This is a genomic window from Thermodesulfobacterium sp. TA1 (assembly GCF_008630935.1).
GTDB lineage: Bacteria > Desulfobacterota > Thermodesulfobacteria > Thermodesulfobacteriales > Thermodesulfobacteriaceae > Thermodesulfobacterium.
This window is the reverse complement of the sequence record NZ_CP043908.1, coordinates 1,132,135-1,153,731: the sequence shown is the minus strand read 5'-3', so window position 1 is coordinate 1,153,731 and position 21,597 is coordinate 1,132,135. Positions and strand designations below refer to the sequence as shown.

The following is a 21,597-nucleotide window of genomic DNA, read 5'->3' as shown; positions in this document are numbered from 1 at the left end:
AATTTTAAACAAGGAGGGAAAGATGGGAGAGTTAACATCTTTGTTAAAAGAGGGTAGGATTTTTTATCCACCTCAAGAAGGTAAGGACCAAGCTTATATTTCTTCTCGTTACAAATATAAACAAATCTATCAATATTCTTTAGATGATCCCGATGAGTTTTGGGCTGAAAGGGCTAAAGAGTTGATTACTTGGTTTAAATATTGGGATAGGACTTGTTATTGGGATTTTTATAAACCAGAGATTAAGTTTTTTGAGGGAGGTAAGCTTAATGCTTGTTTTAACTGTGTAGACAGGCATTTAGACAATCCAGCTATTAAAAACAAAGCCGCCATCATTTGGCAAGGTGAGCCTGACAGAGATATCAAGGTGTATACCTATAATATGCTCCATAGCGAGATATGTAAATTTGCTAAGATTTTAAAAAATTTAGGGGTAGAAAAAGGCGACAGGGTGACGATTTATCTTCCTACTATGCCAGAGGCTGTGGCAGCCATGTTAGCTTGTGCAAGGATAGGAGCTATACATAGTGTAGTGTTTGGAGGTTTCTCTTCAGAGGCGCTTAAAGTTCGTATCCTTGACGCTCAGTCTAAGGTAGTTATTACCTGTGATGGAACTTATAGGGCTGGAAGGCGGATCACTCTATTAGACAGAGCTGAAGAGGCGATAAAAGATTGTGATTGTGTAGAATACTGTATTGTTTTAAACCGTTTTGGAGATCCTATTGAGTTAAAGGATAACCGTTGTGTTTTTTATGACGACCTTAAAAAGGATTTAAGCATAGCTGAGTACTGCGAGTATGAGATAATGGATGCGGAAGATCCTCTTTTTATTTTGTATACTTCGGGAACTACAGGAAAACCGAAGGGGGTTTATCATACTACTGGTGGATATTTAGTATATGCTGCCCATACTACTCAATGGGTCTTTGACCTTAAACCTGAAGACATTTATTGGTGCACTGCTGACATAGGTTGGATTACCGGACATTCTTATGTAGTTTATGGACCTTTAGCTTTAGGGGCTACTGTTTTTATGTATGAGGGAGTTCCTACCTATCCAGACCCAGGAAGATGGTGGGAGTTGGTAGACAGATATGGGGTTACGGTGTTTTATACAGCTCCTACAGCGATAAGGGCTTTGATGAGAGAAGGAGATAAATGGCCTAAAAAATATAATCTTTCTAGCTTAAGAATTTTAGGTACAGTGGGAGAACCTATAAATCCAGAAGCTTGGGTTTGGTTTTATGCTCACGTAGGACGTAATCGCTGTCCAGTCGTAGATACTTGGTGGCAAACTGAGACCGGTGGACATATGATAGCCCCAATACCTTTTGCTGTGCCTCAAAAGCCAGGCTCAGCTACCTATCCTTTACCTGGTATAGAGCCTGTAATTTTAAGGGCTGATGGAACAGAGGCGGACATCAATGAAGGAGGACATCTCTGTATAAAAAGGGCTTGGCCTGGTATGGCAAGAGGAGTTTGGGGAGATGAAAAGAGGTTTAAAGAAGTTTATTTCAGTAGGTTCCCAGGATATTATTATACTGGAGATGGTGCCAGAAAGGATGAAGACGGATATTTTTGGATTATGGGAAGGCTTGATGATGTTATCAATGTGTCAGGCCATAGGCTTGGTACGATGGAATTAGAGTCTGCTTTTGTAGAACATCCTGCAGTAGCAGAGGCTGCGGTTGTTGGATTTCCTCATGAAATAAAAGGTGAAGGTATTTTTGCCTACATAGTCCTAAGAGAAGGTTTTGATCCTACTCCAGAGCTTAAAAAAGAATTGGTAAACCATATTAGGAAAGTTATTGGTCCTATAGCTACTCCAGACCATATCCTTTTTGCTCCGGGATTACCTAAGACCAGAAGCGGAAAAATCATGAGAAGGATTTTAAGAAAAATAGCTTCTGGTCAGTTTGAAGATTTAGGAGATACCAGTACTTTGGCAGAACCAGAGGTAGTAGAAAAACTAGTAAGTTTAAGAAAAAATTTGGCCTAACCTGTTGATTTATTTTTAATTTTGATTAAAAATAGACCTATAGGGTTTATCCCTATAGGTCTATTTTATTTTGGGGGAATGTGGATGAAAAATTTTGGGTTTTATCTTCCGACAAAGGTTTTTTTTGGAAAAAAAGTTTTAAGGCAATTCCCTAAGGAAATTCCAAGTTTAGGTAAAAAGGCTCTTTGGGTGTTTGGAAGAAGTTCTATAATGAGAAATGGAGTTTACGAACAAGTTAAAGAGGTATTAAAAAAGGCTAAAATAGAGTATGTAGAGTTTGGAGGAGTAAAGGCTAACCCTTTATTGTCTAAAGTTTTAGAAGGGATAAAAGTGGCTAAAGAAGAAGGAGTAAGTTTTATTTTGGCTACTGGTGGAGGAAGTGTTATAGATACTGCTAAGGCTATCGCTTGTGGAGTTTTTGCAGAAGAAAAGATATGGGATTTTTATGAAAGAAAGGCATTCCCTACGGAGGCGTTACCTATAGTAGCTATTCCAACCATCTCTGGAACAGGTTCAGAGCTTAATAACATAAGTGTTATCGTAAACGATGAGACCAAGGTTAAACTCTCTATGAGCTCTCCCTTTATTTTTCCTAAACTTACCTTTTTAGACCCTACGTTTACTTTTAGCGTTCCCCCAGATTATACCGCTTATGGAGCTTTTGATGCCTTTTCTCATGTTTTTGAGGTTTTTGTAAGTAGGGAATATAAAAAAGATTGTCTTACCGAAGACTTGATGGTAGCTTTAATGAAAAATATTATGAGATGGTCTAAAGTTGCTATGTATGACCCTACCAACTATGAAGCTAGGGCAAACCTTATGTGGGCTTCTTCTTTAGCTTTATGTGGTTTACCTAAGGCAGGGGTAGGCAAATATCGCTTTTTTATCCATGCTTTAGAACACACCTTAAGTGGAGTTTATGACCTTCCTCATGGTTTAGGTTTGGCAGTGATTACTTATGCCTGGATGAAAGTTCATAAAAAAAATAAACTTCTTCATAAATTTTTCGAAAAAGTCTTGGGCATAAAGGTAGAAGATAAGATTTCGGTAGAGATGGGTATTGAAGTTTTTGAAAACTGGTTGAGAGACTTGAGATTGCTTTATACTTTAAAAGACTTAAAGATTCCAAAAGAAGATTTAGACTACTTGGTAGACAAGGCTTATCATATTTTAACCATCTGGGAGGTAGCTGAAGAAATTTCTAAAGAAGACATAAGAGGGATTTTCCATTTAGCCTATTATGAAGAGAAAAACCTATGAAAATAGCGATTTTTGAGATAGAAAAAGACTGGGAAAAGGAATATTATGTAACACAATTAAACCAAAAATTGGGACCTGCTTTGTCTAACATAGAGATTATTTTTACCTCAGACCCTTTAGATGAGTTTTCGGCAAAATTATATACAAATTTAGATATAGTAGTAATTTATATTAGTTCTTTAATAACTGAAAAAGTACTAAGTCAACTTCCTAATCTAAAACTCGTGATTACGAGAACTACAGGTACAGACCATATAGATGTTTTATGTTGTCAAAAAAGAGGAATAATGGTTGCTAATTCTCCTTATTATGCTTCTAATACAGTAGCAGAGCATACCATAGGGCTTATTTTTGCTTTGGCTAAAAGAGTAAATGTAGCTATCTCAAAAATTAAAAATTTGGATTTTTCAAGAGAAGGACTTTTAGGTTTAGACCTTTTTGGTAAAAAAATAGGGATTATAGGGACAGGAAGAATAGGAAAAGAGGTAGTAAGGATAGCCCATGGTATAGGGATGAAGGTTTTAGCTCATGATATAAAGCCAGACCCTCAGTTAAAAGAAAAGTTTAATGTAACCTATCTCTCTTTAGAAGAGTTGCTTAAATTATCCGATATCATAGTAGTAATGGTACCTTATTATCCTAAAACTCACCATATGATAAACCTTGAAAACATAAAATTGGTTAAAGATGAAGCCATGTTGATTAATACTGCCCGTGGTCCTATTGTAGACACAGAAGCTTTAATTTGGGCCTTACAAAATCAAAAACTTCAAGGAGGAATCGCTCTTGATGTGTTTGAGGGAGAAAAACTCTTGCTTGAAATGAAAAAGGTATTGGAGGGTAAATTTTCTCTTCAAGATTATGAAAGGGCATTTAAAACCCTTCATTTATTAGGTTATCCTAATGTTATTTTTACGCCCCATACAGCCCATTATACTAAAGACGCCATAAAAAGAGATATCCTTTGGGTAGTTGAAGTAATCGCAGAGTTTTTAAACTATAAACAGCTTTCAACCAGTTATCAATTCTATTTTTGAACCTTCCATTCAGAAATTAAAAATTCGTCAATTTTAAAAAAATTTTTTATTTCTAACCTTAATACTTTGGTAAGAGATTTAAAACCTTCTCCACCTACAAAAGTAGGTACGTTTTCTCCTCCTACTATTATTGGAAGGTGGATAATTCTTATTTCATCTACGTATCTATTTTTTACAAACTCCCAGTTTATAGAGGAACCCCCTTCTACCATCAGTTTTTTAATACCTCTTTGATAGAGGTCTGGTAAAAGTAAACTAAAGTCTACCAACTCTTCCCCAGAGATGATAACCTCAGCCCCAAGTTCTTTCAATTTCTCTATTTTTTCTTTAGGAGCTCTTTTGGTAGTAGCTATGATGGTAGGAGCTTCTTTAGAAAGAATGTTAGAGTTATAAGGCACATTAGCCGTAGAACAAGGTATAATCCTTACAGGATTTTTTCCTTCTACATATCTTACGGTTAAGCTTGGGTCGTCTGTTCTTACTGTTTCACACCCTACCATGATACCGTCAACCTCAGCCCTTATAGCATGCAAATAACGATAAACCTCTTTAGTCATAATACTCATCAATTCTTTGCTTGAAGCCCCTCTGTATAAAGTAAGTTTTCCGTCTATCGTTACTTCAGAAACGATTATTACATAAGGTCTATTCATCCTTTACTCCTCTAAAGTTTTGGTATAGATATACTAATCTACTGATAAAAGAAGCTAAGCTTAACAAAGTAATAAGTTTAATACCGAACTCAAGCCCTATATCATAAAAACTAAGTTTTTCTAAAAAAGTAAAAAAAAGAAGGCTTAAATGGGTTTCAGGACGTCCAAAGAAACCTGTGTTTTCTAAAGGGTCTTGAATTTTCCCTTTTAGTTTTACTTGATAACCTATTTCGGCATATACTACAGGTTTAATAAAAGAATGAAGCATCGAAGACACTATAGCTAATATAGTCCAAAAAGCATCTGTATATACATAAGCAATCGTTCCTAATACTACTCCATCTACCCATTTATCAGCGATCCAATCAAAAACCGCTCCAAATTTGGTGGGACGACCTGAAAGCCTGGCTAATTCACCATCAAGAAGGTCTAAAAGGCCTGATAAAAATAATAAAAAAGCAGCCGTAATTAAGTAATCATAATAAAAACATATACCTGCAAAAGTTCCAGAGATTAAAGATAGAGAAGTAACAAAATTAGGAGATAGGTTAACTTTATAAAGAAAAAGTCCTAACAGAAAATAGAAACGTCTGAAATAAGCCTTTTTTGAAGTAAGGTTCATAATTATAATATTTTATTTGATAATCAAACAAAAGTCAATAATAACCTATTCCCCCCTCTTGGGTGGTCTTTAGAAGTAAGATAATAGTATTTGGGTAAAAATATTTTAGACGTTAAAAACATCTTCTGAAAAATATTGACAAAACCTGTTTTTAAGCTATCTTTTAGGATGAAAAATTTAAGCAAGGGAGGGTTTCCGTGTTTGCTGTAATTAGGACTGGTGGAAAGCAGTATGTAGTAAAACCTGGCGATAGAATTAAGGTAGAAAAATTAGAAGCAAATGTAGGAGATACCATAGAAATTTCAGAGGTGCTTTTGGTTAACAAAGAAGGAGAAGTAAAGTTAGGAAATCCTGTAGTTGAAGGGGCAAAGGTAGTAGCCTCTGTGGTAGACCATGCCAAAGGTCCTAAAGTGATTGTCTTTAAGAAAAGAGCCAAAAAAGGTTACAAAAGAAAAAAAGGTCATAGACAACTGATAACTACGATAGAGATTAAAGAAATTTTGTAAAAGGAGGGAAGGTTTAAATGGCTCATAAGAAGGCTGGTGGTTCTTCAAGAAACGGAAGAGATTCTAACTCTAAACGTTTAGGGGTTAAAAGATATGGAGGTCAGTTTGTAAAAGCAGGAGAGATTATAGTTAGACAAAGGGGGACTAAGGTTCACCCAGGATTTAACGTAGGGGTGGGTAAGGATTACACCATCTTTGCTAAAATAAGCGGTTTTGTTAAGTTTGAAACCAAGAACGGAAGAAAAGTAGTAAGCGTTTATCCTAATATATAGCTTCTAAGCATTAGGTGGGTTGGTCCATAGATACACTAACCCACCTAATTTTATCCGTTAATTCCTTGCCATTTATTAAAAATTCGTTTAAAATTTTTTTGTGGTTTATTTAATTTTTATCTCCACAATAAGTTATATTTTAGGATCAATCCCCTTTGCACTGTTAGTGTCTTTACCTTTTGGAGTAGACCCAAGAAAGGAAGGTAGTAAAAATCCAGGTGCTACAAATGTAGCCAGACTTTTAGGGAAAAAATGGGGGATAATAACCTTTTTAGGGGATGCTTCAAAAGGTGTTTTAGCCCTTTTGATAGCCTATTTGTTTAAATCCAAAATCTCTTATCCTCAGGAACTAATCCTTTCTTTAGCTGGTTTTTTTGCTGTTTTAGGGCATCTTTTTTCTGTTTTTTTAAAGTTTAAAGGCGGAAAAGGGGTTGCTACTACCATAGGAGTATTTTTGTTTCTTGCACCTAAGGCTATGTTAGTAAGTTTATTAACCTTTCTTGCAGGGGTAGCTTTGACAGGCTTTGTTTCTGTAGGGTCTTTACTTGCCACCATTTTTTTACCCATCAATCTTTTTATTTTTAATTATCCTACCGAATATATAATATGTGCAACCCTTTTAGGTGTTTTAATTTGGTATAAACATAAAGACAACATAAGAAGGCTTTTAAGGGGAGAAGAAAAATCCTGGAGAAAGCACAAACATGGATAAAGAAGAAATAAAAAAAGAAGGTATTCTTTTAGAAGGTTTTAAATTTAGGATTTCAGATGATGAGCTAAAGATTTTTTTAGAAGAGCCTCCTAACGAAGATGTTTTAAAAAAATTTAAAGAGCTTTGGCCTCAGGTAAAACAAAGGCTTAGCGAAGAGGGTTTTTTTGGCATTTTAGAAGAGCCAGAGGTTTTAGAAGATAAATTAGTAGTAGCCAAAGGTATAGATATCACTCCTTTTGTTCCAGAAAAAATAGAACTTTTAGAAAAATTTGCAAAGGTTGTTAATTTTCAACCAGACCAACCAGAGTTTCAGGAAAAAGATAAAATAAAGGATATAAGGGAAATACATAAAAAAATAATCTGTGCTGAAGAAAGTGAAGTTCTTGGTAAATGGTTTCCTCCGATTCCAGGGATAGATGGAGTTAATGTTTTTGGGGAAACTCTTCAAGCTCCTCAACCGGCAGGGCAGCCTCAAGTTCAGTTAGGAGACAATTTGTTTATAGACGAAGAAAAATTTATAAAAGCTAAACAGTCAGGTGTTTTAGTGTTTAGTCAAAATAAACTTGAGATTTTTCCAGAATATGAAATAAAAGGAGATGTAGATTTTTCTATAGGAAACATAGATTTTATCGGAAAAAAATTAACAATAAAGGGAGATATAAGGTTTGGGTTTAAGGTAAGGGTTAAGGGAGATTTAGAGCTTCAAGGAGGAACAGAAAATAAAGTATTTATAGAAGTAGACGGAAACTTTGTTTGTGATGGTATCATAAGAGGAGAGGAGACTAAGGTTAAAGTTAATGGTAAGGCAGAGATTAAAGGGGTTGAGCATGCTAAGTTAGAAGTCTTGGGAGATTTATTAGTAAAAAATTATCTTATTTTTTCAGAAACCACCGTATTTGGAAAGATAGAAGCCACTTCAGGCAAAGGGATTATCTATGGAGGAGTAATTAAATCCTGTGAGGAGATAGAAGCTAAGATTTTAGGTAATGAGACCCAAACTTCTACCAAGGTCTTAGCTGGATATAAATCTGACTTAATCGATGATTATCTAAAAAAGCTTCAACAAGCTATACTTTTAGAAGAAACCTTAAATAAACTTAAAGTAGGGATAGATTTAGGAAGAAAGCTTAAAGAAGAAGGGGGATTATCTTCAGAAAAACAAAAAATCCTTGAAAAAATCCAAAAACAATATGAACTTTATTCTAAGGAGTTAGAAGAACTTTTAGAACAATTAAAGGCTATAAAAAAAGAGTTAAACGTGTATAAGTCTAAGTTTGTTAAGGTTACAGAAAAGGTTTATCCTGGAGTTATGATAGGTATCGCTGATGTTTTTTATACGGTGGTAGAAGAAATACCTGGACCAGTAATTTTTAGGTTAGAAGACAATAAAATAAATATAGAAAAAGGTTAGACTAAATGATAAAAAATTGGGATGAACTTTCAGAAAGCTTAAGTATAGAAATCAAAAAAGAAATAGCCGAAACTTATTTTAGAGAAAAAATTTTTTTAGAAGAAAAATGGAACCTTTTTAAAGAAGAAATCGAGCAGTTAAAAGGTTTATATAAACGGGTTTTTAACAACAGCTGGAGGGTGTTTTTTTTACTAAATAAAGATGAGGACTTAGTGGCTGAGTTTGAGAAAATTACTGATTTTCCTTTAAGAGAGACTTGTAAATTAAGTAAAGAAGTTTTTGCTAAAGAATTTAACCTCCCTGAGGAGGTGCTTAAAAAAAAGCTTTTTGCTAATGTAACTTCTTCTTTTGCTTTAACTACTAAAAGTAAGTTTGTAAAACTTTTCTTTACAGTTTATAAAAGGTTTAGCAAGGTTTTAGAGGATTTTATATTAAAACTTAAGAAATTAAAAAAGGCTTATCAAGAGTTGGAGGAGGAAACCCAGAACTTTTATAAAAGATTTGATTTAAGTTATATTTTAAATTTTTTTCATAAGCTCTCTGGAGAAAGCTTAGAAATAGGTTCTATAGAGGATAAAGAAAAGGTTTGGTCTTCGCTTACAGAAGCTTTGAAAATAGAGAAAGCGCCCTCTTTAGAGTTGTTGTTTAAAGAGTTTAAACCTCTTCCAAATTTTGCTGAGATTTATCATAAACTATCTTTACTTTCTAAAAAATCCTATGAGCTTTATCCAGAAAACGCCAAAACTATTCTTAGCTATGTTTATTAACACTATAAAACAGGCAATCGAAAAGTTTAAGCTTTTACAAAAAGGAGACCGAGTACTTCTTGCCATTTCTGGAGGTCTTGATTCTGTAGCTCTTTTAGAGGTTTTTTGCCTTTTACAAAAAGAATACAAACTTTCTCTTTTTGTATCTCATTATGACCATAAAATAAGAAAAAACTCTTATAAAGACGCTATGTTTGTATATCAACTATGTAAACAAAAAAGTATTCCTTTTTTTTACACTGCTTCTCCTGTGCCTCTTTATGCTAAACGTGAAAAACTTAGTTTAGAAATGGCAGGGAGGGAACTTAGGTATCGTCTATGGTATTTTTTAGCTAAAAAGTATGATCTACAAAGGGTAGCTTTGGCTCATCATTTGGATGACTTGGCAGAAGAGGTATTTTTAAAAATAATAAGGGGTACAGGCAAAAGAGGACTATCAGGTATTCCTATAAAAAGGGAAGACCTTATTATAAGACCCTTTTTGTTTGTAAGTAAAGAAGAAATAAGGCGGTTTGTAGAAGAGCGAGGATTAAAATGGGTCGAAGATCCAACCAACAATGACCTAAGGTTTGTAAGAAATAAGGTAAGACATCTTTTAATCCCTTATTTAGAACAAAATTTCAACAAAAACATCAAACAAAACCTCAAAAAAGTAGCCTTAATCATAGCGGAAGAAGAAGAACTGATAGAGGATCTTGCCAAAAAACATTATGAAAAATTGAAAAGTTTTGATGGAAAGAACATCCGGTTAAAACTTTATGACCTTAAACAACTTTCTACTACGTTGAGAAAGAGAATATATTTTTTGGTTTTCCAAGAAATAAACCTTCCTTTATTTAGGGTCTCTTTCTCTCATATTGAAAACTTGGAGAGGCTACTTACTAAACATGTAAAGGGACCTGTTTATCTTCCAGGAGATTATATAGCTTATCGTGGTCCAGGTTACTTAGCCTTTTCTAAAAAGGTTTTTAACCTTCCTTTTTTTGAGTTAGAAATAAAAACCGAAGGAGAGTACCTTCTTCCTAATCAAGAAATTTTAAAGGTTTATAAAATAAAAACTTCAGAAATAAAAAAAACTCCTTTGGTAATGTGTTTTTCAGCCAAAAAACTTTCATTTCCTTTTATAATTCGGAATAGAAAACCAGGGGATAAGGTTTTCATCCCTTCTTTAGGACACAAAAAATTAAAAAAGTTTTTTCAAGAAAAAGGGATCCCTCATCATTTAAGAGATCAGGTTCTAATTATAGAACATGAAGGTAAAATAATAGCCGTTTGGGGTATCTATATTGCCCCAGCTTACAGGCCAAAGGAAGATGAAGAAGTTTTAGTTTTAGAGGTTTTCCCTTTAAAATGATAGACCGAAATCAGTTTAAAAAAGAAGGTCTGTGGTTTGGAGATTTCCTTTTATATCTTAGTCAGGATGAAATGATGGTATATTTCCCTGTAAAACCTTCAGAAAGGATTTTGCTTAAAGATTTTATCAAAAATTGGGAAAAAATAAGAGAAGAAATAAAAAAAGCCAACATTTTTGGAATTTTAGAGGAACCAGAGCTTGTTGGGGATAAAGTTATAGTAGCCAAAGGATTACCACCTAAACCACCTTTTCCTGAAAAAATAGAGTTTTTAGATAAATTTGCTTTTTTGTTTGAAGAAACTAACCAAGAAGCAGAAAAAGAGGTTGATCGTCAAGACATAAGAGAAGTACCCAGAAAGCTTGTTTGCATAGACCAAAACGAGCCTATAGCTAAATGGATTCCCCCTATACCGGGTATTCCAGGAATGAATGTTTTGGGGGAGCCTATACCTCCTCCTGAGGTGAAAGAACCATCTAAAATAACCTTAGGAGAAAACCTTTTTATCGATGAAGAAAACTTGGTAAAAGCTAAGACTGCCGGGGTTTTAGTTTTACAAGGAAATAAATTGGAGGTCTTCCCAGAGTATACCATCAAAGGAGATGTAGATTTCTCTGTAGGAAACATAAGGTTTATCGGTAAAAAGTTAACCATTCAGGGAGATATAAAGTTTGGATTTAAGGTAAGGGTTAGAGGAGATTTAGAGCTTCAAGGAGGAACAGAAAATAAAGTATTTATAGAAGTAGACGGAAACTTTGTTTGTGATGGTATCATAAGAGGAGAGGAAACCAAGGTTAAAGTTAAGGGCAAGGCAGAGATTAAAGGGGTTGAGTATGCGAATTTAGAAGTAAACGGAGATCTTTTGATTAAAAATTATATGATTTTTACTAAAGCCTTTATTTCTGGTAATGTTTGGGTTACTACAGGTAAGGGCTGGGTTTATGGAGGTGAGATAAAAGGCGGAGGTAGCGTAGAAGTTAAGCTTTTGGGTAATGAAAGCCAGACACCTACAAAGGTTTATGCTGGTTATAACAAAAAATTGTTAGAAGAGTATTTTGAAATTTTGCAAAAAAGTATCCTTTATGAAGAAACTTTAAATAAATTAAAATCAGGTATCGAACTGGGAAAAAAACTTATTAAAGAGGGTAGGGTGCCTCCTGAAAAAGAAGAGGTTATAAACAAACTTATCGAACAACAAGATCTTTATACTAAAGAATTTCAAAACTTGTTAGAAAGAATAATAGAGGTGAAAAAAGAACTTTCATTGTTTAAACAAAAAACGATAAAGGTTTTAGAGAAGGTTTATCCTGGGGTTATCCTTGGGATAGCCGACCAACAAGAAGTTATTAACGAAGAAATAAGAGGTCCTTTGCTCTTTTATTATCAGGAAAGTAATATCGACGTTAAAAAACTTTAAGAGTTTCAACAGATTATCTTTTTGAATGAAAAATTGAAAAAATTTAAAAAAATAAAAAAAAATCTTTTTTTAACTAAAAAAGAAGTCAAAAAAGGGAGTTTACCTTTTAAAACAAGGGTTGACTTTTCCATAGATAATTGTATAAATTTAGGTTAAAATCTCTTTAGAGGGCTTAAAGATTGTCTGAAGAATTAACTAAGTTTTTAGAAGAGAACCAGGAAAAGATTTTAAAGAAATGGAAATCTGTTTTTTTAAACTCTTTAGGAGAAGAGACTCAAAAGTATTTTAGTAGAGAGGTTGACCGATTCCAAAATCCTTTTGGTTATAGGATTGAAGAGGTTTTTGAAGGTTTGACAAGGGTTTTGTTCGGGGAATTTAACTGGGAAGAAGCTAATTATTACTTAGAAAGGCTTGCTCAACTGGTTGCTGTTCAAGAAGAGGTCCCCTCTAAAGCCTTAAGGATGTTTATTCAGCTTAAAGGTATTATAAGAGAAGAAATTGGGGAAGAGTTTTTGCATAGGTTTGGGATAGAGGAGTTTCTAAGATTAGAAGATAAAATAAACGCCCTTCTTATCAAGGGTTTTGATTATTTTTATGAATATAGAGAAAGGTTAAACAAAATTAAATATGATGAATGGAAAAGGGCGCATTTTTTACTTTTAAAGAGGGCAGGTCTAGTTTACGATCCTATGGAAGGGATGCCTCATGTTGAGGCTGAAGAAAAAATAAACCAATAAAAAGAGAGGGAGAGAGGTATGAACGTAGGCTGGAGTTTTTTGATCTTTTTGGTCTTACTTCTTATCCCCTGGATTGGGGTCGGGGTTTTAGGTTTGCAAGGATTGTTTGCTATAGTGATACCTTATGTATGTTTTTTGATTTTTGTGGTAGGGCTCATTTATAGGATAGTAAGCTGGGCCAAATCTCCTCAACCCTTTAAAATTCCAACTACCTGTGGTCAGCAAAAAAGTTTCCCTTGGATAAAGTACAGCCGTTTAGAATCTCCTTTTACTACTTTTGATGTAATCTTAAGGATGTTGTTAGAAGTATTATTTTTCAGAAGCCTATTTAGAAACCTTAGGGCTGACCTTCAGGGGAAAAGGCTTATTTATGGATCTGCCAAATGGTTGTGGTTAGGGGCCATACTTTTTCATTGGTCTTTTTTGATTATTCTTATCAGACATCTTAGGTTGTTTACCAATCCTGTTCCTTCAGTGATTCAGTTTTTAGATTATATGGATAGCTTTATTCATAGTTTTGGTGTGCCTCCGGTTTATATTACCGATATTTTGATTATAGCAGGACTTTCTTTTCTGCTTCTTAGAAGGTTGGTTGACGCAAAAGTTTCCTATCTTTCTCATGGATCTGATTATTTTCCTTTATTTCTTATTTTAGGTATAGCGATTACAGGGGTGTTGATGAGATATAACCTAAAGGTTGATGTGTATGCGGTAAAGCAGTTAACCTTGGGGTTAGCTACGTTTAAACCTTCTTTACCTGAGGCTAAAATAGGAACGATTTTTTATATTCATCTCTTTTTGGTATCTGTTTTAGCTGCTTACTTTCCTTTTAGTAAGCTTGCCCACATGGTAGGTGTGTTTTTTAGCCCCACCCGTAATATGGCTAATAACAATCGTGCGGTAATGCATGTTAATCCTTGGAACTATCCGGTAAAGCATTTAACTTATGCAGAATGGCAAGAAAGGTTTAGAGAAGCTATGGAAAATGCCGGTATTCCTATTGATGAAGAAGTAGAAAAAGAAGAGCATCATGAATGGTATACCATATACGGACCTCATAAAAATCTAAACATATAAAATTAAAGGAGGTAAGAATGAGCCTTCCCAAGCCTGAAGAGTTAATATCTGATGTAAATTTGCAGAGCACTCCAGCCAAAGATTGGATGGAAATAAAACCAGAACTTAAAAAAGGTTATTATTTAAGTATTGTAGAGCCTAAATATTTAGAAGAGTTAGACCTTCCCCATATGGGGAAATGGCAACCTTATGATGAAAAGTGGCCTCTTCCTGAAAACTGGCAAGAGAAGGTTAAAGAAGAGTTGCAGAGAAGAATGAGAATAAACCGTGCATTTAAACTATTTATGGATATATGTGTAAGGTGTGGAGCCTGTGCTGACAAATGCCACTTTTTCCTTGGGACAGGTGATCCCAAGAATATGCCTGTATTGAGGGCTGAATTGGTAAGGTCTGTGATAAAGGGTGAATTTAGTGCTTTTGGAAAGTTGTTTGGAAGGTTGGCAGGTGCAAGAAAGTTAGATGAAGATGTAATAAAGGAATGGTTTTATTATTTCTATCAGTGTACAGAATGTAGAAGATGTTCCGTTTTTTGCCCTTATGGGATAGACACGGCAGAAATAACCATGATGATGAGAGAAGTTTTACTTGAGCTTGGTATCGGTACAGACTGGGGAATTAAGCCTGTTCACAATAGTTATTATATAGGTAACCATGTCGGTGTGCCTCCTCAATCTTTTAAAGAAAATTTAGAGTTTTTAGTATGGGAGTTTGAAGAGCTTACGGGTATTCGTATAGATTTGGATAAGTATATAAACAGAAAGGGTGCAGAAATTATGTTTGTGCCTTTGTCTGGAGACTATTTTGCTGAACCAGGTATTTACACCATGTTAGGTTATCTTGTATTGTTCCATTATTTAGATTTAGACGTTACGATGAGCCCTTTTGCTACTGAAGGTGGAAATTTTGGCTTTTTTAACTCTATGGAGATGGCTAAAAGGCTTCATTCTAAGATATACGAAGAGGCTAAAAGGCTTAAGGTTAAGTGGTTGCTTGGTGGTGAGTGTGGACATATGTGGAGGGTATGGCACCAGTATCATAACACCTTCTTTGGTCCGCTAGACTTTTTAGAAGTTCCTAAATCTCCTATTACAGGAACAGTTTTTGAACACGCCAAATCTAATAAAATCGTTCATATAGTTGAATTTACTGCGGACTTAATAGCTCATGGAAAGTTAAAGTTAGACCCTTCAAGAAATGACCATGTAATAGCTACATTTCATGATTCTTGCAATACTTCAAGAGGTATGGGATTTTTTGAAGAGCCAAGATTTGTGTTAAAACATGTCTGTAATAACTTTGTAGAAATGCCAGAAAATACTATACGCGAAAAAACCTTCTGTTGTGGTAGTGGTTCAGGACTTAACGCTGGAGAAAACATGGAAATAAGGATGAGAGGTGGTTTCCCCAGGGCAAACGCTTTAGAATATGTGCATAAAGAATATGGAGTGAATCAAGTAGTTTGTATTTGTGCTATAGATAGAGCTGCTTTACCTACCCTTTTCCAATACTGGGTCCCTGGGGTGGAGGTAAGCGGTCTTCATGAGTTGGTGGCTAATGCTTTAGTTTTTGAAGGTGAAAAGTCAAGGGATGTGGACTTAAGAAGAAGACCGTTAAAAAATCCTGTAAAAGGCGTAGATTAAATCTTCCTAAGGAGGACTGAATATGTATAATGCGGGTAAGGTAATTATTTTTATAGTAATCCTAATAGGATTTTTGAGTACACCCATGTGGTTAAACTTTGGTAGGTTAGAAGCTATTCCTCAGCCAGAGCTTCCAAAAGATAAAGAGAAGTGTATTGAATCTAAAGAATATATGAGAGCTTATCATATGAAATTATTAGATGACTGGAGAAAGCAAGCTATTCGTGAAAATAAACATTTATATATAGCTAAGGATGGTGAAAAATATTTTATTAGTTTACAGAAAACATGTATGAAATGCCATACTAATAAAGAAAAATTTTGTGATAGTTGTCATAATTTTGTAGTAACACACCCAGATTGTTGGCATTGTCACATTGCACCGGAGGTGGCAGAAAAATGGCAATAAAAAGAAGAGACCTTTTAAAATTAGGTGGATTAACTTTAATAGGTACAGCAGCTTCAGCTGCTGTAGGTGGGGTTTACACTAAACCCCAAGAGGCTTTAAAAGGTAGCAGATGGGCTTTAGCTATTGATGTGGTTAAGTGTAAGGAGAATAGGGCTACTTGTGGTTTAAAATGTGTAGAGGTGTGTCATTCTTTACATAATATTCCTAACATACCGGATAAGAAAAAGGAAATCAAATGGATTTGGGAAGAAAAGTTTGAACATGCCTTTCCAGAACACGAAGCCAACCACTATTTAAACGAAAAATTTCATGATGCACCTTTTTTACTTCTCTGTAATCATTGTGATAACCCTCCTTGTGTTAGGGTATGCCCTACTAAGGCTACTTTTAAAAGAGAAGATGGTATTGTAATGATGGATTATCATAGATGTATAGGGTGTCGTTTTTGTATGGCTGCTTGTCCTTATGGAGCAAGGTCTTTTAACTGGATAGACCCAAGACCCTTTATTTCAAAGGTTAATCTTGAATATCCTAGTCGTATGAAAGGTGTTGTAGAAAAATGTACCCTTTGTTATGAAAGGATAGCTGAGGGTAAGGTTCCTGCTTGTGTAGAGGCTTGTCCTGCTAAAGCTATATATTTTGGAGACCTAAAAAATCCAAACGATGAAATTAATAAGATATTGAAAGAGAGAATAGCCATCAGAAGAAAAGAAGAGTTAACCACCTATCCTTCGGTTTTTTATTTAATCGGATAGAAAATTTAATTAGAGAGGGGTAGAAACATGATAGAAAAGGCATTAACAGGAAGTAAAAAGTATTGGTTATGGCTTGCCTTTTTAGGTACTCTCATTTTTATAGGGTTTTTATGTTATTTACAGCAGTGGAAGATAGGTTTAGGTATAACCGGTATGAGTAGAGATGTGTCTTGGGGTTTTTATATTGCAAACTTTACCTTTTTGGTTGGAGTAGCTGCCTCGGCGGTTATGGTAGTCCTTCCATATTACTGGCACCACTATAAAGATTTTGGAAAGATTACAGTGTTAGGTGAGTTTTTAGCTATTTCAGCGGTTTTGATGTGTATGCTTTTTATCTTTGTAGACTTAGGTCAACCAACCAGAGTATTAAACGTTTTGAGATATCCTACTCCTAACTCTGTATTCTTCTTTGACGCCTGCGTCCTTTCTGGTTATTTGCTCTTAAACCTTCTTTGTGGATGGACTGTTTTACATGCTGAATACAAAGGGACTAAATATCCTTCTTGGCTCAAGCCATTTATTTACTTAGCCATCCTTTGGGCTCCAAGTATTCACATCGTAACTGCCTTTATCTATCAAGGTATACCTGGAAGGCATTTTTGGTTAACAGCCATTATGGCTCCTAGGTTTTTAGCTTCTGCATTCTCTGCTGGTCCTGCCCTTATCATTTTATTAGCTTTATTGTTAAAAAGGATAGCTAACTTTGATGCTGGTCAGAGGGCTATTCAGACCTTAGCTAAAATAGTAACCTATGCTTTTGTTTTGAACTTGCTTTTCTTCTTCTTCGAAGTTTTTACTGCTTTTTATAGTGGTATACAATCCCATCAAGCACCTATTAAATATCTTTTTGCTGGACTTCATGGACATGCAGAATGGGTACCATTTATGTGGGCTTCTTATGTCCTCGCTTTTATAGCTTTGGTTCTTTTAGTGATTCCAGCTACTAGAAAAAATGAAACCACATTAGCCGTTGCTTGCTTAGCAGTGTTTATAGCTGCTTGGATAGATAAAGGGATTGGTTTGATTACCGGAGGTTATACCCCTACTCCTTTTGAGACCATCACTCCTTATCGTCCCACCTTGTTAGAGATAGGAATAGCTATAGGGATTTGGGCTGTAGGGTTCTTTGTTTTAACCATCCTTTATAAGATAGCCTTAGGGGTAAAAGAGGCCAAAGAATTGAGAGTAAAATATCAAGGAGTTTTATACAAAAAGTAAACAAATGTATACTTTATCTATAAAAGGGAAGAAGTTTAAATAAACTTCTTCCCTTTTATTTTTTCTAATCTATGTTACACTGCTCTATATGAATAAGGTTTTTAATATTCCTAGAGTTCTGATTTCTTCTCATAAAGGTGGTTCAGGTAAGACTTTATTAACTATAGGTCTTATTTATGTTTTTAGAGAATTAGGTTTAAAGGTTGCAGGTTTTAAGAAAGGACCTGACTATATAGATGCAGGTTGGCTGTCTAAGATTTCTGGGTCAGCTTGTAGAAATTTAGACCCTTTTTTGTTTAAAGAAGAAGATGTTTTGAGGTCATTTTATTTAGGTGCTAAAGAATGTGACCTTGCGGTGATAGAAGGCAATAGAGGGCTTTTTGACGGTATAGATGTTTACGGAAGTTATAGTACCGCTAAATTAGCTCAGCTCCTCCGTTCTCCGGTAATTTTAGTTCTTGATTGCACAAAAGTTACTAGAAGTTTAGCTCCATTGGTTAAAGGATTTTTAAATTTCGAGCAAGGGATAGATATTAAAGGGGTTGTTTTAAACAAAATAGCCAGGCCCAGGCATGAAGATATCATAAGAAGATCTATAGAATATTATACAGGAGTAAAGGTATTAGGAGCTTTGCCTAAGCTTAAAAATTTGCCTCCAGAAAGGCATTTAGGGCTGATTACTTCTTTTGAATATCAACAGGAACTTTTTTTAGATGAACTTTCTAAAGCGATCAAACAAAACTTTGATTTAGAAGGACTTTTAGGGATAGCTAAAAATGTTCCTCCGTTTGAGGTAAACCTTTCTTTTCAGGTTGATCAGAGAAGCGAGTTGAACGGGATTAAGATAGGGGTGTTTTGGGACAAGGCTTTTCAGTTTTATTATCCTGAAAATTTAGAAAGTTTTCAGACCTTTGGGGCTGAGGTTAAGTTGATAAATGCTTTTGAAGATAAAACCCTTCCAGAAATAGATGGACTTTATTTAGGTGGGGGATTTCCTGAAGTTCAAGCAGAGGCTCTTTCAGAAAACAGGGATTTAATGAAAGACTTAAAAGAGGCGGTTTTAGAGGGTATGCCGGTTTATGCTGAATGTGGAGGTTTGATGTATTTAGGAAAACAAATAATTTGGAAAAATCGGAAATATCCAATGTCTGAAGTATTACCTATAATTTTTAAGGTAGAACCTACCCCCCAAGGTCATGGATATGTGATAGCTAAAGTTAAAAAAGAAAATCCTTATTTTGATTTAGGTCTTTCTATAAAAGGACATGAATTTCATTACTCAAAACCTGTGGAGTTTGAACCTCAACAAGACCTTAAATTGATTTTTGAGCTAGAAAAAGGGGTAGGTTTTGAGGGAAAAAAAGACGGAATTTTGTATAAAAATTTATTAGCAGCCTATACACATATTCATGTTTTTAGTGTAAAATGTTGGGCAGAAAAATTTTTAAGAAAGGCTAAAGAGTTTAAACTAAAAAAAACATCATAAAGGAGGTGTAACATGTTTGAAATTACCATTAACTATGACACCTGTGATGCCTGCGGAACTTGCATCGAATCTTGTCCTGCGCAGGTTTACGACAAAGGAGATGATGGCAAACCTGTAATTTCAAGGGCAGAGGATTGTCTTGGCTGCATGACCTGTGTAGAGGTTTGCCCAACCGGTTCTATCACAGTTAAGGAGATCTAAGCTTTTTAATCGAAAAATTTCCCCTCTGGGACTATCTAAAGCCCCAGAGGGAATTTTTCTTTTAGTTTTTCAAAAACGATCTTAGGGACTAAGTCTTCTACTTTTCCTCCTAATCTTGCTGCTTCTTTTACGATAGAGGAACTTAGAAAAATCCATTTAAGACTAGGCAAAAGGAAAATAGTATCTATGCTATTAGAAAGTTTTCTATTCATAAGAGCCAATTGCATTTCATATTCAAAGTCTGAAACCGCCCTTAACCCTCTTATTATGGCACAAGCCTTTTTAGACTTAGCAAATTCAACCAACAATCCAGAAAAAGCTTCTACTTCTACCCTTATCCCCTCAGGAATTTCTTTTACAGCCTCTTTTACCATCATCAACCTTTCTTCTATAGAAAAAAGAGGTTTTTTAGTTGGATTTTCCCCTATAGCTACTATTACTGTATCAAAAAGCTTTAAGGCTCTGTTTATAATGTCAAGATGGCCGTTGGTGATCGGGTCAAACGTTCCAGGATAGATAACCACCTTGCGGTCAGGCATCCTTTCCTCCCATTTGATTTTAGAAGAGTTTTATGGGCGTTTTTCTATCGGAATATAAAGTATTTTGAGAACAGGTAAACCGTTTTTCTGACCTATACCAAAAAGTCCTTCTAAGATTTCTACATAGGCTGTTTTTTCTCCCTCTACAATCCTTAAAAGAGGACCTAATTCTTGTACTTTTCTTTGTTTATATCTTTCGTATCTATAAAGCCCCCATAGAAATTTAAACATTACATAGTCTTGTTTTTGGTAATATTCCATTAATTTTAAAAGAGGTCCATAGTTTCTTTCTAATCCTTCATCAAAAATAGGCAAAATTGCTGGAAAATACCATATGTCTATATTATCTGGAGGGATACCTTGAGAGAGTTTATAAAAAAGAGGCCAAATTCTAACTTCTTGCAAGACAGTCTGGTTTCCCTCTAAATTTTTCTGAAACTTAGATAAAAAAAGGAAACGTTGTACTTCTTCATAATAAGTTTTATCTTTATAATTGATAGAAGTATGTTGGTAGGAATAAAGCGGCCATAAGATGAAATAATCAAAGGTTTCAGCTTTTTTAACATATCCATATAAAGGCCAAAAACGTTTACCCTCTATATCTTTTCCTTTTATTTCCCTAAAAAAGGGCCAGGGTGCATCTAACTGATAGTAGGACTGGTCTGGGGTGGTTATTTTTTGAAAGAAAGGCCATAAGACTATAGTTTTTTCAAAGGTGTCGTTTTTTTCCTTTATATAAAAGGGAAAACTTATAAGCTTTTCTGAAAAGTCTCCCTCTGCAGAACGAAAGGTTTCTTTGATGTAAAAAGGCCATAAGATAAATTTTCGTTCTTCTTCCTTTTCTTTAAACCTTCCATAAAAAGGCCATACTTTAAAACCTTGATAGAGAACTTGATCTTTTTTTTGATTGGCGGAAATCTTTCTTATAAAAGGCCAAAGTATGTTATAAGCTGTGTATTCTTCATATTGAGTCCTACTATAAAGAGGCCATAAGAAAAAGGTTATTTCTTCAGCACCAAAACGGTTTTTAATTTTTCCATAAAGAGGAAAGAACCCCCCATAAGTTTCATTAGAGGCGGTTTTTCCTTTAAAAAAAGGAAAAAAGGTAAACTGCTCTTCTTTAGCTTCTTGTGGCTCGTCTTTGTACCAAGTTTTGTTGATAATAGGTACAAGCTTTAGGGTTGATGTTTGATTATCTGTTTTATAAATACCTAAAGGAGATAAAAAAAATACCTTTTTTTCTCCTGGGGTATTAACCTTAGAAATTATCGGTCTTACAGAAGTAGAATTTTCTTGAGTGAAGGTTATTTCTTGATAAAATGGCCCTAAGGCTTCTATCCTGGTAGAGTTAAGCTCATGGTTCTTAGAAAAAAAAATCAGAGGCCAAAGGTTAAGCCTTTTTTCTGTAAGGTCTTCGTAAGAAAAAAGGTTAGAAGAAAAGATTAAGTTTATAAAAATTAAAAAGCTAATGATTTTAAACGATTTAAACATAATTTACGATTATAAAAAAAATTTTAAAAATGTCAA

22 protein-coding genes are annotated in these 21,597 nt (G+C 34.7%); 18 read left to right on the top strand and 4 right to left on the bottom strand.

The features are described 5' to 3' along the window. The first annotated feature begins 22 nt into the window (after positions 1 to 22). The 3 genes from acs to F1847_RS05875 all read left to right on the top strand — a co-directional run bounded on the left by acs (position 23) and on the right by F1847_RS05875 (position 4,296). Positions 23 to 1,999 (top strand): acetate--CoA ligase, encoded by a 1,977-nt coding sequence (gene acs, locus F1847_RS05885; protein WP_150072152.1) that lies wholly within the window; start codon positions 23 to 25, stop codon positions 1,997 to 1,999. Positions 2,000 to 2,083: 84 nt separating this feature from the next. Continuing rightward, positions 2,084 to 3,259: an iron-containing alcohol dehydrogenase gene (locus tag F1847_RS05880; protein ID WP_168194280.1), complete on the top strand. Its 1,176-nt coding sequence runs from the start codon at positions 2,084 to 2,086 to the stop codon at positions 3,257 to 3,259. Further along, positions 3,256 to 4,296 carry an NAD(P)-dependent oxidoreductase gene (locus tag F1847_RS05875; RefSeq protein WP_150072150.1) on the top strand — a complete coding sequence of 347 codons (1,041 nt, stop codon included), beginning with the start codon at positions 3,256 to 3,258 and terminating at the stop codon, positions 4,294 to 4,296. Before F1847_RS05880 ends, F1847_RS05875 begins: the two co-directional genes overlap by 4 nt. Here the strand turns inward: F1847_RS05875 and F1847_RS05870 are convergent. Next, positions 4,287 to 4,949, bottom strand: coding sequence for a 2,5-diamino-6-(ribosylamino)-4(3H)-pyrimidinone 5'-phosphate reductase (locus F1847_RS05870; protein WP_150072149.1), 663 nt, complete (start codon positions 4,947 to 4,949; stop codon positions 4,287 to 4,289). The two genes, F1847_RS05875 and F1847_RS05870, sit on opposite strands and share 10 nt — an antisense overlap. Then, a complete protein-coding gene (locus F1847_RS05865) occupies positions 4,942 to 5,571 on the bottom strand; it encodes a CDP-alcohol phosphatidyltransferase family protein (RefSeq protein ID WP_150072148.1) in 630 nt (209 codons plus the stop codon). Before F1847_RS05865 ends, F1847_RS05870 begins: the two co-directional genes overlap by 8 nt. A gap of 197 nt (positions 5,572 to 5,768) precedes the next feature. Between F1847_RS05865 and rplU the strand changes: the two genes are divergently transcribed. From rplU to F1847_RS05790, 15 genes are all read left to right on the top strand, one after another. Next, on the top strand, positions 5,769 to 6,077 hold the full coding sequence (gene rplU, locus F1847_RS05860; protein WP_150072147.1) for a 50S ribosomal protein L21: 309 nt from the start codon (positions 5,769 to 5,771) through the stop codon (positions 6,075 to 6,077). Between the two features lie 17 nt (positions 6,078 to 6,094). Next, complete coding sequence (rpmA, locus tag F1847_RS05855) at positions 6,095 to 6,349, top strand: 50S ribosomal protein L27 (protein ID WP_150072146.1); 255 nt, start codon at positions 6,095 to 6,097, stop codon at positions 6,347 to 6,349. Positions 6,350 to 6,449: 100 nt separating this feature from the next. Then, positions 6,450 to 7,061 (top strand): glycerol-3-phosphate 1-O-acyltransferase PlsY, encoded by a 612-nt coding sequence (gene plsY, locus F1847_RS05850; protein ID WP_150072145.1) that lies wholly within the window; start codon positions 6,450 to 6,452, stop codon positions 7,059 to 7,061. Next, positions 7,054 to 8,472, top strand: a complete 1,419-nt coding sequence (locus tag F1847_RS05845; protein ID WP_150072144.1) for a FapA family protein — start codon at positions 7,054 to 7,056, stop codon at positions 8,470 to 8,472. Before plsY ends, F1847_RS05845 begins: the two co-directional genes overlap by 8 nt. A gap of 5 nt (positions 8,473 to 8,477) precedes the next feature. Next, positions 8,478 to 9,239: a hypothetical protein gene (locus tag F1847_RS05840; protein WP_150072143.1), complete on the top strand. Its 762-nt coding sequence runs from the start codon at positions 8,478 to 8,480 to the stop codon at positions 9,237 to 9,239. Further along, positions 9,229 to 10,593: a tRNA lysidine(34) synthetase TilS gene (gene tilS / locus F1847_RS05835; protein WP_168194279.1), complete on the top strand. Its 1,365-nt coding sequence runs from the start codon at positions 9,229 to 9,231 to the stop codon at positions 10,591 to 10,593. The genes F1847_RS05840 and tilS overlap by 11 nt, the downstream gene beginning before the upstream one ends. Further along, positions 10,590 to 12,008, top strand: coding sequence for a DUF342 domain-containing protein (locus tag F1847_RS05830; protein WP_150072141.1), 1,419 nt, complete (start codon positions 10,590 to 10,592; stop codon positions 12,006 to 12,008). The genes tilS and F1847_RS05830 overlap by 4 nt, the downstream gene beginning before the upstream one ends. Positions 12,009 to 12,187: 179 nt before the next feature. After that, entirely contained in the window at positions 12,188 to 12,745 is a 558-nt protein-coding gene (locus F1847_RS05825; protein ID WP_150072140.1) for an RsbRD N-terminal domain-containing protein, read from the top strand. An 18-nt stretch (positions 12,746 to 12,763) separates the two neighbouring features. Then, positions 12,764 to 13,822, top strand: coding sequence for a sulfate reduction electron transfer complex DsrMKJOP subunit DsrM (gene dsrM / locus F1847_RS05820; RefSeq protein WP_150072139.1), 1,059 nt, complete (start codon positions 12,764 to 12,766; stop codon positions 13,820 to 13,822). 17 nt (positions 13,823 to 13,839) lie between these two features. Further along, complete coding sequence (dsrK, locus tag F1847_RS05815; protein WP_150072138.1) at positions 13,840 to 15,462, top strand: sulfate reduction electron transfer complex DsrMKJOP subunit DsrK; 1,623 nt, start codon at positions 13,840 to 13,842, stop codon at positions 15,460 to 15,462. Positions 15,463 to 15,484: 22 nt separating this feature from the next. After that, entirely contained in the window at positions 15,485 to 15,871 is a 387-nt protein-coding gene (dsrJ, locus tag F1847_RS05810; RefSeq protein WP_150072137.1) for a sulfate reduction electron transfer complex DsrMKJOP subunit DsrJ, read from the top strand. Beyond that, positions 15,862 to 16,626 (top strand): sulfate reduction electron transfer complex DsrMKJOP subunit DsrO, encoded by a 765-nt coding sequence (dsrO, locus tag F1847_RS05805; protein WP_150072136.1) that lies wholly within the window; start codon positions 15,862 to 15,864, stop codon positions 16,624 to 16,626. Before dsrJ ends, dsrO begins: the two co-directional genes overlap by 10 nt. Before the next feature lie 27 nt (positions 16,627 to 16,653). Beyond that, positions 16,654 to 17,844 carry a sulfate reduction electron transfer complex DsrMKJOP subunit DsrP gene (gene dsrP, locus F1847_RS05800; RefSeq protein ID WP_150072135.1) on the top strand — a complete coding sequence of 397 codons (1,191 nt, stop codon included), beginning with the start codon at positions 16,654 to 16,656 and terminating at the stop codon, positions 17,842 to 17,844. An 88-nt stretch (positions 17,845 to 17,932) separates the two neighbouring features. Further along, positions 17,933 to 19,330: a cobyrinate a,c-diamide synthase gene (locus tag F1847_RS05795; RefSeq protein WP_150072134.1), complete on the top strand. Its 1,398-nt coding sequence runs from the start codon at positions 17,933 to 17,935 to the stop codon at positions 19,328 to 19,330. A gap of 12 nt (positions 19,331 to 19,342) precedes the next feature. Continuing rightward, entirely contained in the window at positions 19,343 to 19,531 is a 189-nt protein-coding gene (locus F1847_RS05790; protein WP_150072133.1) for a ferredoxin family protein, read from the top strand. A 35-nt stretch (positions 19,532 to 19,566) separates the two neighbouring features. Here the strand turns inward: F1847_RS05790 and coaD are convergent, their stop codons facing one another. Then, positions 19,567 to 20,070 carry a pantetheine-phosphate adenylyltransferase gene (gene coaD / locus F1847_RS05785; protein WP_150072132.1) on the bottom strand — a complete coding sequence of 168 codons (504 nt, stop codon included), beginning with the start codon at positions 20,068 to 20,070 and terminating at the stop codon, positions 19,567 to 19,569. A gap of 30 nt (positions 20,071 to 20,100) precedes the next feature. After that, positions 20,101 to 21,561: a hypothetical protein gene (locus F1847_RS05780; protein WP_150072131.1), complete on the bottom strand. Its 1,461-nt coding sequence runs from the start codon at positions 21,559 to 21,561 to the stop codon at positions 20,101 to 20,103. Positions 21,562 to 21,597 lie beyond the last annotated feature (36 nt).